Origin of the sequence: Acinetobacter sp. Ac_5812 (assembly GCF_013072695.1) — a bacterium.
GTDB lineage: Bacteria > Pseudomonadota > Gammaproteobacteria > Pseudomonadales > Moraxellaceae > Acinetobacter.
On sequence record NZ_LXUK01000012.1, the window covers coordinates 523,349 to 540,403 of the forward strand.

Here is a 17,055-nt window from a genome sequence, read left to right on the forward strand (position 1 = left end):
GGATCGTTGGGATGAAGGGAAGTAGATATGAAAAAGACATCAATGGTCGCGATGCTTGCTGCACTGTATTTGGGTATGACATCCCATGCTTTTGCGCAAAGCTCAGCCCTCGAATGGAAAAGTGAAGATGGAACGGATTCGGTAAAATTGGGTGGCGTGGTGCGTTTGAACCAACGCTATGAAAATTGGGAGGGACCTAATGGTGGTTTTGGTAAACTTTATTTTGATATTTTCAGGGTCGATCTGAAAGGCAAATTTGACGATGCCTATTTTAATGCCAGTTATTTATTTCAAGATCAAGAGAAACGTTCGATTGAGAAAGCTTATGTTGGCTATAATCTCAATGAAAATAATAGTATAGAAGCTGGTTTTGTCTATAAGCCATTCACCATTTATCCTTATCCGCAAAATGGCTGGACTTATCATATTCCATTTTTCTTGGGCTATGGCAATAACATTGCACCAGGTTTGAACTGGAATTTTCACAACAAGGATTGGGATGTGAAACTCGGCTATTATCCGCAAATGTTGGAGACCAGCCTACGTTACTCGCCTGAAAGTGCCACCTATGATGACCTAACGGACAATGCATTTCCCACTCAGCAAGCCTATCAAAATGAAAAACGCCATCAATTTAACACCCGTATTGTACGTAAGTTAGAAACCGAGTTTGGTAAGCAAGAATTTGGTGTATCAGGGGCAATCGCGCAATTGCATAATAAAACGACTGATAAAAATGGTCAGTATTATGCGATCGGTTTGCACACCGATAATAATTACAAACGCTTTAATTTACAAAGCTCTGTGATTCATTATCAATATGATGCCAAAAATCCTGATGGGGTCAATAAAGACATCACCTTGATGGGCAATAATGGTTTTACCCCTGCCTATTTCATTGCTTCAGAAGCAACAGTGGCTAGCTTAAACTTGGCTTATACCTTACCTGTACAGGATATGGGCAAACTCAAAGCAATCCGTTTTTATAATGACTATAGTTATATGGACAAGAAACGTGATGATTGGTCAGATTCACAAATGAATACCACAGGGATGATGTTTATTGCTTCACCATTTATGCTTTGGGCTGATTATACTTGGGGTAAAAATGCCAATATTATTGGTGGGGCATCTAATGCAACGGGGTTCACCTCAGCGGTTTCTCCATATAGCGATCAATGGTTATACCGCATCAATTTAAATATTGGATTTAGTTTTTAAATTTCCAGTCAGTATTTTTCTAAAAGGAGTGAGTCATGTTGATGATTCGCTCTTTTTGCTTTTAAGCGGCTTTTAGTTGAGATGACTTTTGCGATATTCTGACGGCGTCTGATTTTCCCAGTGTTTAAAGGCACGGCTAAAGGCACTTTGTTCGGCATAGCCGAGTAACAGTGCAATTTCAGTGAGTGACAATTCGGATTTGACCAAATAGCTTTTCGCTAATTCTAAACGAATGCTTTTTACGAGATCACTATACTGCAGGTTATAACCGCTCAGCTTACGATAAAAGCTTCTTAACGACAGATTCATCTGCTTGGCAATATGCTCCGCCGAGGGTTCACCAATCTTGAGCATATTCACAATCAGTCGCTGTAAATCTTTTAAGAAAGTATCAGGATTTGGAATGCTCTTGAGTAATGCCTCTGCCTGTTGATCCAAAAGTTTTTTAAGATGCGGATCATGACTTGGAACAGGAAGATAAAGAATTTCGAGTGGTAGCCATAATTTTAAAACATCAGCATCAAAACTGACGGGGCAGCCATAGGCCTGTGGATAGGGTGTGGTATCCGCAGGCGCAACAGCCGAGAACTCAATCTTTAATGGTTGAATATTTGGTCGATGTAAAATCTTTCGGATGGTACTCAACACGCCTGAAAGCAGCACTTCATTGGAAAGCTGAGAATTTTTATGTACCACGGGCGTCCAACACATACAAAAACGATCTTCTTTCTGCACAATCGAAAATGAAGCAGAGTTTTGCAAAAGGGGTTGGAAATTCTTAAAACAATTCAAAAAGCTGAGTAGATTAGGGCTGGATAAGGCCAAGTAACCTAAAATATGAATATGGTGAGGTTCCGATAGTTCACCAATATAATGACCCAAAACAGGTGTTGGATGTTGCTGGTAGATTTCTTCGAGCAGATTCCACCATTTGTGTAATGGCATTCTTGGCTGATTGGCATACTGCTGCACAAGTTCATTGAGCTGATGATTCGAAATATTTTGTTGCTGAAGATACTTGTCGATGAGTTCTAACAGCACCGATGGAATACTTGGAATTTCAGTCATAATTACTCTACTAGTTTTGAAGTCAAATCCTTTAACCCAATTATAGATAAATCATCGTAGCGATAACGTTGTTGATTTACCTCTTTATCTTAGCTGATCCATTTCAAAGTTTTTGTATCATCAAGGGACAGAATCATGAGCTTTGATCTCAAAATCTCTCATTAATAATCAATAAAATAAGACATGATTTAAGCGTAGTTCATTCATTTGACTTTGGTTATTTCACGGTGGCATTCAAGGTCAAGCCTTTAGTGCTGAATCTTATTATTTTCCACAGATATGTTTTTCAATTCATTAAAAAAGGATTGAGAGATTCTACTGACAAGGTTTTATCAGTTTGGAGTGGGAAATGTCAGATTTAGATCGAGATACAGTTGTGGATGATTATTCACTGGATGTTGTGATTATTGGTGCTGGATTTTCAGGGATTGCAGCAGGAGTTAAACTTCAGCAAGAAAAAATCAATAATTTTATTATTATTGAAAAATCACATGAGGTCGGTGGTGTTTGGCGAGAGAATACCTATCCAGGTTGTGAGTGCGATGTACCATCTTCTATTTACTCCTATTCATTTGCACCTAATCCCAATTGGAGTCATGTTTTCGCAAAGCAGAAAGAGATACAGCAATATATTAAAGATGTCGCAAGACGTTTTAAAATGGATCAGCATATTCTATTCAATACAGAGCTGCATCAGGCTGCTTGGTCACAGGAACAGCAGGCTTGGCTGATTGAAACCAGTCATGGAAGATATAAGGCGAAATTTATTTTTTTTGCCACAGGTCCTTTAAGTGAACCGACCACACCTGATGTCATTGGCTTAGATCGTTTTCAAGGACATATTTTTCATTCTGCACAGTGGGATCATTCAGTTGACCTGAGCAACAAACGTGTTGCCGTGATTGGTACAGGTGCATCTGCAATTCAAATTATTCCTGCGATTCAGCCGATCGTGAAGCAGCTCTATGTTTTTCAGCGAACCGCACCGTGGGTAATTCCGAAGCCGAATATGGTGATGAATAACACCTCTAAAAATCTACAGCAAAAAATACCGTTTACCCTGAACTCCATTCGCAAATTGACCCATATTTCGATGGATATGTTTAGTTCAAGTGTCAATCAACCAAAGACTTTAGACGTATTAGGCAAAGGTTTGATTCATTGGATGCATTATCAGATTCAGGATCCTGTATTGCGTAACAAAGTGACGCCTACATTTACATTGGGCTGCAAACGGATTTTATTTTCAAATACCTACTATCCAGCACTGGCAGCCCAAAATGTGGAGCTGATCAATCAAGGAGTAAAGGAAATTACACCGAATGGAATTTTGGTTGATGGTCAAGAAGTTCAAGTCGATATCATCGTTTGGGGAACAGGGTTTGAAGTGGCAAAACCACCAATTGCCAAACGGATTGTGACTAAAAAGGGAATTTTGTTAGATGAGGTGTGGCAAAAAAATACGGTACAAGCCTACAAGGGCTGTGTTGTGAAAGATTTACCGAATGCATTTATGTTACTTGGACCCAATAGTATTAGTTATAATTCATTAATTACTGCAGCTGAAAATCAAATTGACTATGCACTTAAAGCAATTCGATTTGTCTTGGATAATCAATTAAGTAGTTTTGAAATCTCTACTTTTGCTGATGATCAATATAATCAAAAACTGCAAAATAAGTTGAATGGAACTGTATTTAATCAAGGTGGCTGTGCCAGTTATTATTTAGATGCTCAGCAAGTGAATGTTGCGAATTATCCGTGGACGATGCAGTACATGAAAAAAGATATGACAGAATTCGACAGCTATAGTTATCGCTTCCATCGCTAAAACTTAAAAAGCCTTATATAAATAAGGCTTTTTTATGTCTGTCTTTCTCTAAAATAAAAAAAGGCACATCATGTGCCTAAAAGAGGAAAGTGTCAGATATTAGCAGGCACGAAGTTTGGTTAAGGCTTTAACGGCAGGAGAGTGGTTTAACACCTGTAAGGCTTTGTTAGTATCACCTTCATAAAATGGGTGATAGTTGGGTTTAACCCAATGTCTTAAGCTAGAAATCATCGCGAAAAAACTGGGTACTTGTTTGCTACGGGCGTTTTCAATCGCTGTGTGCCTTAACGCCCGAATCAGTCCGTAGTTTTTATAAGGATCTGCACGTTGGTCTTGTTGCGCCAGTTTCTTAAAGCAATGATAAATGGCAAAGGTGAATAGAGGAGCAATAGCCAACATAATCGTTTGGCGTTGCAGATAGGCAAAGGCTTTGTTATTTTCGCCGCATAAATGCATATATAGATCGAACGCCACACTGCGGTGTTCAACTTCTTCAGCCAGATGCCAAATCATTAAATCCGCCATCATTTCATCAGCAGTTTTATTTTGCCATGGTTGGTCATCGAGACACCACGTGCCTAACATGGTGGTGAAGTGTTCAACCGCAGCAGCAATACCCACACGAATGGTTAGCCAACGATATTCTAGATTTTTGGAAAGGGCTAAACCAAATGGTGCTGTATTGATTTGTTTAAACATGCTGTCTAGAGAGAGAAGAAATTCATCAATCTCATAATCATAGTGGCGCAAATAGTCTTGAGCGACTTTATGAGCGGAGGCATGGTGCGCTTCTTGATGGACAAAACCTTTTACATCGGCACGTAGCTTTTCATCTTTGACGTAAGGCAAGGCTTCATTAAAAGAACGGCACATCCAAAGTTCACCCACAGGTAAAATTAAATGAACTGCATTAATTAAATGAGTGGCAAAAGGATTGTCATAGATCCAATGCTCGGGCGTATGGCTAAAATCGAATTGCACACGGCGTTGCTCAAGATAGTGATTTTCCAGTCGTTGTTTAGGATGCATGGTGTTCTCCCTCATTCACGGCATTGATAAAATAATGGCTGAGTTGCTCGGCATTCTGGGCTGGAATCCAATGCGTGGCATCTAGATAGATTTCTTGATATTGACCCGTAAAAAACTGTTTATTCAGCTGCGCACTTTTTTTGCCAACCGCAATATCTTTATTGCCCCAAATAAATAGGGTGGGGACTTTTACCTTTTTAAAGCTGGAGCCAATAGGCGCCAAAGGCATGCTGCGATACCAGTTAATGGCTGTACCGATCCGGTTTTCTTGAATGAAATGCTGCTGAAAATCTCTGATTTGTTCAGTATTCATCCCTGAATTTTTCAGCAATAACTGGCTCAGTGATTTGGCTCTTTTAAACAGCAGTTCAGGTATAAAAGGGAGTTGAAAAAAGCCAATATAGTAGGAGGTGAAAATTTGCGTACTGCTGAGCATGGATTTTAAAAACGCACCTGTATGTGGTACTGAAACCAAGGTCAAATGTTTGACTAGATTGGGATATTGTTGGGCCAATTCACAGGCTACAATTGAACCCCAATCATGACCTATCACATAGACGGGTTGCCCTAACAAATCGATGAAAGTTTTGACATCAGTAACCAGTTCCGCAATTGCATACTGAAAACGACCCTTGGGAGAGGCTGCTAAGCTGTAGCCACGTTGTTCAATGGCAAAGGTACGAAAGTTCTGCTGATTGAGAATGGTACTGGTGGCTTGCCAACTGTGTGCGGTTTCAGGAAAACCATGTAAAAGAATAACCGGTTTTCCATCGATTGGACCCGAATCAATCACATTAAAAATCAGGTTATTACGACAATACTGGCTGTATCGTTTTTCTGTCTGTTTTGCCATGCTGACCTACTTATCAAAGATGTCTATTTCAATTGATAGTAATCAGCGCTATAGGCATAGTCTTGACAGTAGAGGATGGAATTTAACTTGTTGTGCCATGGCATATATTTTTGGCGCATGCAGCATATGACTTGGCACTTAAAGACGGTTGATTGCAAGATTGAGCGGGTATTTCTGTTTAATCATTCGGCTTTGCTTTGTTCAAAGCGATGTTGCAGCACCGTGGTCATCTGCTGCAATAGAATTGCGACCAGTCCTTCTTTATCCCAAGCATAGATGGAAACGGTCATGGCTTGCGCCTTACCCAAAGGTAAATATTCCCGTACCCGATGACCTGTGGTGGTGGCGACGGGTAATAGTGATAAACCGAGACCTGTTTCAACCCCGACCAATACGCTGGCTAAACTGTTGCTGGTAAAGGCGATATAGCCATGTAGGCGCTCGCGCTCAATCCGTTCAAACATTTCATCACGATAGAGCCCACCTTGAGGGAAGGTCACCAAGGGTAAGGGATCAGACCAATCCCCGCCATGATCGATACTTTCAAACCAAGCCATTTCTTCGGGGAAACTGGCATGATGGTCTGAACTGGCCGCTGTTTCTTTAACGATCACAATATCAAGTTGTGCATTGCGATAACGTTCCATCAAATCACGGCTGAGTCCAGCGGTCACATCTAGCCGTACCGTACGGTGTTGTTTGCTAAAAGCACTTAAAGCCAAAGCCATATCTGTATTCATAATATCTTCTGGCAAACCAATACGAATGGGAATCGTACCTGAAGGATCACCCAAAACGGTTAGTGCTTCGTGTTGCAAGGCCAAAATCCGCCGTGCATAGCTAATCAGATATTCACCTGAATTGGTCAGTTGTAAGGGGCGCGAATTACGGTCAATCAAGCTCTTACCCACAGACTCTTCCAATCTAGCGAGTTGTTGGCTGATTGTGGATTGGGTCATATGCAAGCGCTCGGCAGCTAAGGTAAAGCTGCCTGCGTCAAAGATACTGACAAAGGCGCGGAGTAAACGTGGATCAAACATATCGAAATACTCAGAAAACCGAAGTTTGAAATGAGATTGAACTTTGTATTCATAATCTTAATACATTGGATTAAATAATTTAATTTTTAAATAGTAATAAAGCTGATTATCCTAAGCATAGATCTTATTTTTGATTCACTAATTTGGGCTGATTTATGGAGGGCTTTATGCACAAATCATTTCTGTCGGTTGTATGTGCGCTGGCTTTGACCGCATGTAGCCACGCAACTTCAGGAGATGCTATGCCAGACGACGCCTTACATAATGCGGCTGCGCGCAATGATGTGGCACAAATCCAACAATTGCTCGCTAAAAATATTCAGATTGATGCACGTGATGCGTCAGGTTCGACCGCTTTAATGCTTGCAACACGTGCCAATAATCTCGATGCCGCACAAGCCTTGATTAATGCAGGTGCGGATGTCAATGCCAAAGATCAAATTCAGGACAGCCCTTATCTTTATGCAGGGGCACGTGGCTATTTAAAAATATTAAAGCTGACCTTACAGCATGGTGCTGATTTGAAAAGTACCAACCGCTATGGTGGCACAGCCTTGATTCCTGCGGCTGAACGAGGTCATGTCGATACCGTACGGACACTGATTGAGGCAGGTGTTGATGTCGATCACATCAATAACTTGGGCTGGACCGCTTTATTAGAGGCGATCATTTTAGGTAATGGTAGTCAACCCTATCAGCAGATTGTTGATTTACTCATCGCAGCAGGGGCGAATGTCAATATTGCTGATGGCGATGGAATTACGCCGCTTGAGCATGCCCATGCACGTGGTTATACCACTATCGAAAAAGCTTTATTGCGTGCAGGCGCAAAAGCAACGTTATTGGAGCATTAAAAAAATGCAGCAGGATCATGATTTTCTGCGTCAGGCAATTGAACTGGCGTATCAAAATTGCAAGCAAGGTGGGCGGCCATTTGGTGCAGTCTTGGTGAAAGATGGCCAAGTGATTGCGTCAGGTGTAAATGAAATACTGAAAAGCAATGATCCAACAGCACACGCAGAACTCTTGGCCATACGCGCGGCAAGCCAACAATTAGGAACAGCTAATTTAGAAGGCTGTGCTGTATTTGCTAGTGGGCAGCCTTGCCCCATGTGTTTGGCAGCCATGCACATGGCGGGAATTAATCGTGTGATTTATGCACACTCCAATGATGATGCTGAGGCATATGGCTTATCGACAGCAGCAATTTATGCGGATTTAGCAAAACCCTTTGCAGAGCAGTCTATGATGATTCGCTATGTTCCTGTAAGAATTGAAGCCAAGCCAAATTTGTATGGCTATTGGAAGTCTATCTCATGATTGATATACGGTTAAAACCATGAGTGCGATCAAGCATCGATCATTGTTGATCTTCACCGTTGCTTTGGTTGGATTAAATCTTCGGCCATTTATGACTAGTGTCGGGCCGGTTGCCAATCAGATTCGTGCGACTACTGGTTTGAGTCTGCAAGGCATTGCTCTATTAACTCTGGTACCGATGTTATTGATGGGACTAATCGCCTTCGTTGGTCCAGTTCTGCAAAACCTGTTTGGTGAACGTCGCGCGATTGTTGGCGCATTGCTGATGATTTGCGCGGGCTGCGGTTTACGCTTTTTTACTGTACATGGCTGGGCTTTGATCTTCACCGCTGCCGTAATAGGTTTTGGCGTCGCTATGATCCAAGCAGCTTTCCCAAGTCTGATTAAAAGAGAGTTCCATGAACATCTGAGTCCGATGATGGGGCTTTATTCAGCCACGTTAATGGGCGGTGGAGCGCTTGGGGCATTGCTTGCACCCGTGGTGACAAATAGCAGTGGTGACTGGAAAATCGGGCTGGCTGTTTTTGTATTGCCTGCATTGCTGGCGTTGATCTTTGCAAGGTGTGTTTTGACTCAGACCGCACAGCAGCATAAAAAAATGCCTTCGGTGATGCGGTTGTTCAAGCAGCCAAGAACATGGTTGCTGATTTGCTGTTTTGGTTTAATCAATGGCGGCTATAGCTCGATTGTGGCTTGGCTTGCACCTGCTTTTCAAGCACACGGTTGGGCCGCAACGGCCAGTGGCAATCTGATGGCTGTGTTGACACTGAGTCAAGCAGGGGCCGCATTGCTGTTACCGTATTTATCCCGAAAACAGCGAGATCGTCGAATCTGGGTGGGATTAACGTTAATCTTGCAACTGATTGGCTTTTCAGGTTTGGCTTTTTGGGCAGATGCTTTGCCTTATCTCTGGGCAATCACCGTAGGAGCGGGTTTAGGGGGATGCTTTGCTTTGTTGATGATTGTGGTGCTTGACCATTTACCTGATCCTGCACATGCGGGACAACTTTCAGCCTTGATGCAAGGTGGTGGATTCCTACTGGCTGCTATCGCACCTTGGTGGGTTGCGGTATTACATGACATGACAGGGACTTATACTGCAGGATGGATCTGGCATTTATGTATGGTGGTGATTGTTGCAGGATTGATGATTCGGCTTAATCCACAACATTATGAGAAAGCGATCGATTTTTAGATGAGCAAAGCAAGTCAGCATATTGCTGTAATTGAGCTTGATAATAAAAAACACATCTTTTGATGTGTTTTTTATTAAACATAAGTGGAGAATTTTGACTGTATAAAATGACTTAAAGCAATTCAATATCGACATATTGCTGAATTAAATTGTCATCCAACATATGCACATAATCCAAAAACGCTACATTAAAACTGCCCACCGTTTGTGCATGGTCATAGGCCAATTTACCTGCAATGGCAAAATGAACATGTGAAGCGAGTGCAGCAATACTTGGGCTACTGACCGCATGATAGGCTGCGGTTAATGCACCTAGGGCACAACCTGTTGCGGTAATTTTAGGTTGTAAATAACAGCCACCATTGACTTGAATTACTGCATCGAGCTGTTTCGAGATAATAAAGTCTGATTCACCTGAAATCGCAATACATTCAGCATGTTGCAATAGGCTTTTCGCCTGCGCATAAACATCATGGCTATTTAAAGTACTATCTACACCTTTAGACTGGGTTTGGCTGCCAGCTAAAGAACTGATCTCAGAGGCATTACCACGGATAATACTCGGTTGGAACCTTAACAGTTGATTGACCGTTTCACTGCGCCACTTTAACACTGCCCCATAACCAACTGGGTCAAGTACCCAAGGCACCTGATGTTGTTGGGCTGTTTGAGCCGAAATCAACATCGCTTGGGTTTGTTCTGTGGTCGGTGTCCCGATATTGATACTTAAGGCAGCACTAATTTTGGTGAAATCTTCAGCTTCAAATGGATTATCAATCATGGCAGGTGAGGCACCTGCTGCAAGCAAGATATTCGCCACATAATTATTGGCAACGCTATTGGTCATACATTGCACTAAAGGTGTTTGTTGTTGTAAGGCATGCCAAGCCTCGATGACCTGATCAATCAATTGTTGTTTATGTGACATGAGATATCCAGAATAAAGTCTTTATTAACGAGTGAAATAATGGTCTTGATGCTTACATCGGCGACAAATCAATGACACATAATCTGTCGCATCATAATCCACGATCAAGTCATTTGAGCCGCAATACATACAACGTTTAACCGAGTAAAAACTTAAGCGAGGTTCGATTTTTCGCCAAGACTTCCAGACAGGCTGAATAAATATACTCTCGTCGTAACCCAAAAATTTAAACAGCAGGACTTCACTCATTTTACTAAATGGAATCATATAAGGCCTTGGCAACGTCGTGGTTTCCCAACGCTCGGTCAAAGCACGTTCACGATATTGTTCCAAAGTCTTTTTGAGCAAACTGGTGTTGATAAATTTATCATTTCTGGGTTGCAACGCATTTTGTTTATGTAAATATTCTAAAGCGGTTTGGATCAGGTAAAAAATCTGTCCTACAGCTAAGCCTTCCATCAAGCGGTAGCAAAAGGCTTGAAATGGTCGATTACCTGCAATTTGAATGCCCCAAGTCCGACAATAGAACTGCATAAACTGCACAATTTCTTGATAGAGTACAAGGTACAGCGCATCTTTGACTTCATCGGTATTTTTAAATGGAATCCCTTGACTCAGGTTTTCATAGAACCAGTGGCGTAATTGCTGAGTTACACTAAATAAGCTCGGGTCGGAATAACCATCTAGTCGGATGTTGAGATAGAAATGCTCAGTTTCTAAGCTCGTATCTTTTGGCTTAAACACGCCTAATTTAATTAATTCTTGAACTAAATGGTTCTGAAATAAGTAATTGGGGGTAAATTCGCGATATTTAATATTCTGCCAATGAATCAGTTCATCATGCTGTACATCCTCACGTGCATAGCTATCTAAAAGGCTCAATAAGAATAATTTATGTAAAAAACTAAGTTGATTCAGGCTATAAATCACTTCGTCTTTGATTTTATATTTGCGTTGTTCTTGCAAAATTGTTTGTTGGGTCTGTTTTTTCCGTAGAGCCGTACATTGAGCACAGTGACAATTCAGCTTGCTATCACTTTTAAAGACACGATGCTGGCAGTGGCTGCATTCGTGAAATTGAAATTCTTGGTTGTATTGCTCTGCTTCAACCCAAAACATAGAGGCTTGGCATAGAGGGCAATGGCTACTTTCATCTAACTGTTTTTGTAGAATCTGTAAATCCATTGATATTAAGCCTATAACCTTTAAATAGAGAATTATACATGCTGAATCCAAGGAGTGATGCAAAGATTATATACAGATAAAATTTAAGACTAAAATGAGACTTAATTGACTGAATTTTATATAAAAGATAATCCTACAACTTTGCTTTTTTTAAATTATGGTAAATTTCTGCGCCAATTAGAATCATAACTCAATATGAATTGAGCAAAGTAAAAGCAAAGGGGAAAACATGAATAATCGGATTTGGATACAAACTGTTGTTGGCGTAATGATGTGTTTGGGCAGTATTTTCACATATGCAGACTCAATCGAAGGGTATTGGAGAAGTATTGATGATCGAACCGGAGAACAACTGACCATCATTGAAATAAGAAAAGCCCCTGACAATACTTATCGTGGCAAAATTGTTTATATTTATCCCAATGCACAAGGTGTCGTGGTCACACATTGTGTGAATTGCCCGCCGCCATATACAGGGAAGCCGCGATTAGGCTTAGAAGTGTTAACAGGACTGATTGAGGACCCGAAAAAACCAGATAACTTTATCAATGGGCGGATTGTCGAAAGTAAAACCGGCAAAGTTTATAAAGGTAAAGCACGTTTAACGGCCGATGGAAAGCGTTTGCATATGCGTGGTTATGTCGGAATCTCAGCTTTAGGCCGTACTGTGGTGTGGATTCGCAAGGACAGTGCCAATCCCTAATCATTTATTTTTAATTATGTGAATTGCTTAAAATTTTGTTTGATTTTAAGCAATTAAATATGCTTTGGTTGTGTTGACTGTTTCTGTACATTCGCATAAAAATGAAGTGATAGACGGATCAATTTTGCATTACGGAGCGAATTATGCAAAAAAACTCACTCATGAAAGGAATCATGGGCATCTCTTTGGTTGTATTCACCACAACGAGCTTTGCTTCAACTCCTGAAGGATTTTGGAAAAGTATCGATGATCGTACAGGCGAGCAACTGTCAATCGTAGAAATTAAGAAAAAACCAGATAATACTTACACTGGGACTATCGTATATCGTTATCCCGTTTTAGGTGGCGGGACGGTACTGACCAATTGCGTGAAATGTCCTGAACCTTTTAAAAATAAACCGATTCAAGGACTACAAATTGCGTGGGGATTGAAAGAAGACCCGAAGAATCCAAATCAATATATTGATGGTCGAGTACTAGAGCCTAAAACAGGTAATATCTATAAAGGAAAAGCACAACTGAGTTCGGATGGAAAACGTCTGCGTATGCGTGGTTATATGGGAATTTCGGCCTTGGGGCGTACCCAAGTCTGGATTCGTACCGATAGTGCCAATCCTTAAATAATAGTTGTTTTTTTAGAAAGCCTAAACGACTCGTTTGGGCTTTTTTATTTGAGCTAAAGAATGTATAAGACGCACTGAAATGAAGCAGCTAGATCAGCTACTTCTTATACAAATGAACGCTAGCGTACAGTGTAACTTGGATAAAAGTGTGATAATTTCCGTGCATTAAACCTATAAAGATGAATAGGTTACTTTTTTAAGACGGGGTTAATATGCTAAATCGTATGCTCATGAACGGAATCATGGGGCTGACTATCGCTTGTGCAAGCGCAACGACTTTCGCTGCATCGATTGAAGGCTACTGGAAAAGTATCGAAGAACGTACTGGTGAACAACTCTCAATCGTAGAAATCCGTAAGGGAAATGACGGCCGTTATCATGGGAAGATTGTCTATCGTTATTCAAACTCACATGGCATTGCGCTGACGAACTGCACTAAATGTGCAGCGCCAAATACCAATAAACCGATTCTTGGGCTGGAAATTTTATCGGGCTTTAGAGAAGATCCAAACAAACCTGATTCATATATTGATGGTCGTGTCCTCGAGCCGACTTCTGGTCGTGTCTATAAGGGCAAGGGTGTCGTGACTGGAGAAGGAAAACGTTTACGTATGCGTGGTTATATGGGCGTTTCAGCCCTCGGTCGTACTGTCGTTTGGTTACGTACCGATAACGCAACACCATAATCGAAAATAAAAAAACCTCGAATTGGCTTCGAGGTTTTTTTATGGTTAAAGTAAGTGATTAAACAGGGCATGGTAAGTTTTCGTCCTCCTGACCGATTTTTTTGGCTGCAATAAGTGCCTGGACTTTTTTACTCGGTAATTTCTCTTTACCAAGCGCATCATACGTATTCACAATGTTGGTCACTTCTAAGGTTGTCAGTTCAATTCCCTCTGCTGTTAAAAAAACGGAGATTACATGATGATCCACGCCAGCTTTAGCCAGATCATGGATTGCTTTGATATTTTCTAAACGATATAGATGTGCTTTTAATTCCATCGTCATAACCCTCACTTGTTTTATTGTATTGACCTAGATTGGCATATTAGGTTAAGCAATAACCGTGCACAAAATGTAAAACTCAGGAAAAAAATGTAAGTTGAGCGATAGAACGCAATTGGTTCTGTAGTTTTTATTTAAGATTGGAAAACGATGTTGTAATTTTGTCTAAATGATCGGGTAATTTGCAGATCAGATTTGAAAACCTGAAGAGTAAACCCAATAAAATTATTAAAACTGATACCGAGCCGTAAAGACAGGTTTTATAAGTTGGCGTATGATCTGATAGAGTCTCACCGATGCTTATGACAAAAGTGATTTGTCACAAGAATTTAGGCGAAACAAGGCATGATTTGTGCAACCGAATGACTTTAATCAAGAAGTCTTGCCAACAAGACCATCTAAACGACATGATGAAAGATAAGGAATACTGATGAATATTGCGGCACAACCTCCCGTACAAGCAGATCAAACCATTTACCTCAAAGATTATCAAAAGCCATCTTTTTTGGTCGAATCAATTAACTTAGATATTCAAGTCTATGATGATCATACGATTGTTGACTCAACCTTAGTGATGAAACGTCAAACGACTGGTGCTTTGGTGCTTTTGGGGCGTGATCTTGAATTGAAGTCGATTCAACTGAATGGGCAAATCCTGAGTGCAGCGCAATATGATTTAGATGATGAGCAATTGGTGATCACAGATGCACCAGATCAGGTCATTTTGCAAATTCAAGTGATCATTCATCCAGAATCGAACACGCAGCTTGAAGGTTTATATCAGGCGGGTGATTTATTCGTGACTCAGAATGAGCCTGAAGGTTTCCGTAAAATTACCTTCTATCCTGACCGTCCTGATGTATTGGCTGAATTTACCACGCGTGTAGAAGCAGATAAGAAATATCCAGTATTGCTCGCAAACGGGAACTTATTGGAAACAGGTGATGCAGGTAATGGCCGTCACTTTGCAATCTGGCAAGACCCAACCAAAAAGCCAAGCTATTTATTTGCTTGTGTGATTGGTGATTTGGCGGTATTGAAAGATCGTTACACTACGTCGGAAGGTCGTGATGTTGCGCTAGAAATTTATGCAATCGAAAAAGATATTCCGAAATGTCATATCGCGATGGAGGCTCTAAAGCACTCAATGCGTTGGGACGAAGAACACTATGGTCGCCCGTATGATCTCGATAACTATATGATTGTCGCCGTCAGTCAGTTCAACATGGGTGCGATGGAAAATAAAGGTTTAAATATCTTTAATACGTCTTGTGTACTTGCTGATGAAGAATACACCACTGATGCTGCGATTATGCGAGTTCAGTCAGTCATTGCACATGAATATTTTCATAACTGGACAGGCAACCGAATTACCTGTCGTGACTGGTTCCAATTGTGTTTAAAAGAAGGTTTAACGGTTTTCCGTGACCAGTCTTTCTCTGAGGATTTACAATCAGCAGCCGTACAACGGATTGATGATGTAGCGGTATTGAAATCGCATCAATTCCCAGAAGATGCTGGCCCCTTATCGCATCCGCCTCGTCCAGACCATTTTGTTGAAATCAACAACTTCTATACCGCGACAGTGTATGAGAAGGGTGCTGAAATCAACCGCATGATGGCAACTCTATTAGGTAAAGAAAAATACCGTAAAGGCACAGATGAATATTTCCTGCGTCATGATGGGCAAGCGGTTACAGTTGAAGATTGGGTTGCGGCATTGAGCGCAGGTTCAGGTGTTGATCTATCTAACTTCCTCACGTGGTATAACCAACCCGGTACACCAAAGTTAGAAGCTAAAGGTGAATATGATGCTGCTGCACAGACGTATCGTTTAAGCTTCAAACAAAGCTTGAAAGCACATCCAAAATATCCAAATCTCAAAGCAGTACCTATTCCGGTGGCTCTGGCATTATTTAATGCCAATACAGGTGAACAATATACCTTGCACAGCACTGATCTGTTTGTGAATGAGGTCAAAGATGGCGTGTATTTATTTGATCAAGATGAAGTAACAATTGAATTTACAGGAGTGACTGAGCAACCTGTAGCTTCGTTATTACGTAATTTCTCGGCACCTGTGAATTTAGTCTTTGATTATTCTAATGATGATCTTGCCTTCTTGATTCAGCACGAAACCAATGGCTTTAACCAATGGCAAGCGACACAAACCTTATTGGAACGTATTCTTTTAGAAGACCATAAGGTGGATACCTATATTCAGGCAATTAAAAATACCTTGCCAGACTTAGTGAATAAAGATCCGTTATTGGCATCGCGTTTATTTGATGTACCAAGTGAAAACTATTTAGGCAGTCGTATTGATCAAGACTATGAGCCTGAACTGATTCGTGAAAAGCGTGAAGCGGTGCTGGATCGTTTAGCACGTGATTTAGGTTCATTCTGGAAAGAGACTTATTTGGCCTTAGATCCAGACCAGCAAAAAGAGTTTTCTTTGGCGATGGGCGTACGTTCATTAAAAAATATCACTCTGAATATGTTGGCGCGTCAAGGCGATGAATCTGTATTTGAGTTGGCTTATGCACAATACCAACAAACGGGCAATATGTCTGAGCGTTTAGGTGCATTACGTGTTTTGGTCTGGAATGACGCGCCCCAAGCACAAGCGGCACTTGCAGATTTCTATAAACGTTTTAAAGATGAAGCTTTATCTTTAGATCAATGGTTTAGTATTCAAGCATCGAACCCGTGTGCAACAGCAGAAACCATTGAATATCTGACCAAGCACGCCGATTATGATTTGGGAACACCGAACCGTATCCGTGCCGTAAGTGGCGGTTTGGCGGCAAATCCAGTCAATACGTGGAGCTTTGGTGTCGATCATTTCATTGAGCTTGCCGCTTATCTGGATGAGAAAAACCCAATCTTAGGTTCGCGTTTATTACAAGTGCTATCACGTTGGTACACTTTGGCTGAACCACAACGTAGTCAGGTACAACAAGCCCTTAAAGCATTGCAACCTAAAGTAAAATCGAAAAATGTAGCAGAAACATTGAACAGTCTACTTAGTATTTAATTTAGTGATTGAATGAA

At 41.0% G+C, this 17,055-nt stretch carries 16 protein-coding genes; 9 read left to right on the forward strand and 7 right to left on the reverse strand.

Translation table 11 applies throughout. From position 1 onward, the window contains the following. Positions 1-27: 27 nt before the first annotated feature. Positions 28-1,221 (forward strand): hypothetical protein, encoded by a 1,194-nt coding sequence (locus A7P55_RS11475; RefSeq protein WP_171552175.1) that lies wholly within the window; start codon positions 28-30, stop codon positions 1,219-1,221. Between the two features lie 72 nt (positions 1,222-1,293). On the opposite strand, the gene A7P55_RS11480 is transcribed toward A7P55_RS11475, so the two are convergent. After that, positions 1,294-2,289, reverse strand: coding sequence for an AraC family transcriptional regulator (locus A7P55_RS11480; protein WP_171552176.1), 996 nt, complete (start codon positions 2,287-2,289; stop codon positions 1,294-1,296). 349 nt (positions 2,290-2,638) lie between these two features. On the opposite strand from A7P55_RS11480, the gene A7P55_RS11485 reads away from it, so the two are divergent. Next, positions 2,639-4,120 (forward strand): NAD(P)/FAD-dependent oxidoreductase, encoded by a 1,482-nt coding sequence (locus A7P55_RS11485; RefSeq protein WP_171552177.1) that lies wholly within the window; start codon positions 2,639-2,641, stop codon positions 4,118-4,120. Between the two features lie 99 nt (positions 4,121-4,219). Here A7P55_RS11485 and A7P55_RS11490 read toward each other — a convergent pair whose 3' ends face one another. The 3 genes from A7P55_RS11490 to A7P55_RS11500 all read right to left on the reverse strand — a co-directional run bounded on the left by A7P55_RS11490 (position 4,220) and on the right by A7P55_RS11500 (position 7,042). Next, a complete protein-coding gene (locus A7P55_RS11490) occupies positions 4,220-5,149 on the reverse strand; it encodes a metal-dependent hydrolase (RefSeq protein ID WP_171552178.1) in 930 nt (309 codons plus the stop codon). Further along, positions 5,139-6,002 (reverse strand): alpha/beta hydrolase, encoded by an 864-nt coding sequence (locus tag A7P55_RS11495; RefSeq protein WP_171552179.1) that lies wholly within the window; start codon positions 6,000-6,002, stop codon positions 5,139-5,141. Before A7P55_RS11495 ends, A7P55_RS11490 begins: the two co-directional genes overlap by 11 nt. A 182-nt stretch (positions 6,003-6,184) precedes the next feature. After that, positions 6,185-7,042: a LysR family transcriptional regulator gene (locus A7P55_RS11500; RefSeq protein ID WP_065342847.1), complete on the reverse strand. Its 858-nt coding sequence runs from the start codon at positions 7,040-7,042 to the stop codon at positions 6,185-6,187. Between the two features lie 167 nt (positions 7,043-7,209). Between A7P55_RS11500 and A7P55_RS11505 the strand changes: the two genes are divergently transcribed. Genes A7P55_RS11505 through A7P55_RS11515 form a run of 3 tightly spaced genes read left to right on the forward strand, consistent with a single transcriptional unit; the run spans position 7,210 to position 9,557 of the window. Further along, positions 7,210-7,896, forward strand: a complete 687-nt coding sequence (locus tag A7P55_RS11505; protein WP_171552180.1) for an ankyrin repeat domain-containing protein — start codon at positions 7,210-7,212, stop codon at positions 7,894-7,896. 4 nt (positions 7,897-7,900) lie between these two features. Then, entirely contained in the window at positions 7,901-8,362 is a 462-nt protein-coding gene (locus A7P55_RS11510) for a nucleoside deaminase (protein WP_171552181.1), read from the forward strand. A 19-nt stretch (positions 8,363-8,381) separates the two neighbouring features. Further along, positions 8,382-9,557, forward strand: coding sequence for a cyanate transporter (locus A7P55_RS11515; RefSeq protein WP_171552182.1), 1,176 nt, complete (start codon positions 8,382-8,384; stop codon positions 9,555-9,557). Between the two features lie 112 nt (positions 9,558-9,669). Here A7P55_RS11515 and thiM read toward each other — a convergent pair whose 3' ends face one another. Continuing rightward, a complete protein-coding gene (gene thiM, locus A7P55_RS11520; RefSeq protein ID WP_171552183.1) occupies positions 9,670-10,485 on the reverse strand; it encodes a hydroxyethylthiazole kinase in 816 nt (271 codons plus the stop codon). Between the two features lie 24 nt (positions 10,486-10,509). Next, positions 10,510-11,670 (reverse strand): hypothetical protein, encoded by a 1,161-nt coding sequence (locus A7P55_RS11525; protein WP_171552184.1) that lies wholly within the window; start codon positions 11,668-11,670, stop codon positions 10,510-10,512. A gap of 229 nt (positions 11,671-11,899) precedes the next feature. Between A7P55_RS11525 and A7P55_RS11530 the strand changes: the two genes are divergently transcribed. The 3 genes from A7P55_RS11530 to A7P55_RS11540 all read left to right on the forward strand — a co-directional run bounded on the left by A7P55_RS11530 (position 11,900) and on the right by A7P55_RS11540 (position 13,682). Beyond that, a complete protein-coding gene (locus A7P55_RS11530) occupies positions 11,900-12,373 on the forward strand; it encodes a DUF2147 domain-containing protein (RefSeq protein ID WP_171552185.1) in 474 nt (157 codons plus the stop codon). Positions 12,374-12,516: 143 nt separating this feature from the next. Further along, positions 12,517-12,993, forward strand: a complete 477-nt coding sequence (locus tag A7P55_RS11535; protein WP_004808019.1) for a DUF2147 domain-containing protein — start codon at positions 12,517-12,519, stop codon at positions 12,991-12,993. A 215-nt stretch (positions 12,994-13,208) separates the two neighbouring features. Beyond that, on the forward strand, positions 13,209-13,682 hold the full coding sequence (locus A7P55_RS11540; protein WP_171552186.1) for a DUF2147 domain-containing protein: 474 nt from the start codon (positions 13,209-13,211) through the stop codon (positions 13,680-13,682). 58 nt (positions 13,683-13,740) lie between these two features. Here A7P55_RS11540 and A7P55_RS11545 read toward each other — a convergent pair whose 3' ends face one another. Beyond that, positions 13,741-13,998 carry a hypothetical protein gene (locus tag A7P55_RS11545; RefSeq protein WP_004652954.1) on the reverse strand — a complete coding sequence of 86 codons (258 nt, stop codon included), beginning with the start codon at positions 13,996-13,998 and terminating at the stop codon, positions 13,741-13,743. Between the two features lie 433 nt (positions 13,999-14,431). On the opposite strand from A7P55_RS11545, the gene pepN reads away from it, so the two are divergent. After that, entirely contained in the window at positions 14,432-17,038 is a 2,607-nt protein-coding gene (gene pepN / locus A7P55_RS11550; protein WP_171552187.1) for an aminopeptidase N, read from the forward strand. Positions 17,039-17,055 lie beyond the last annotated feature (17 nt).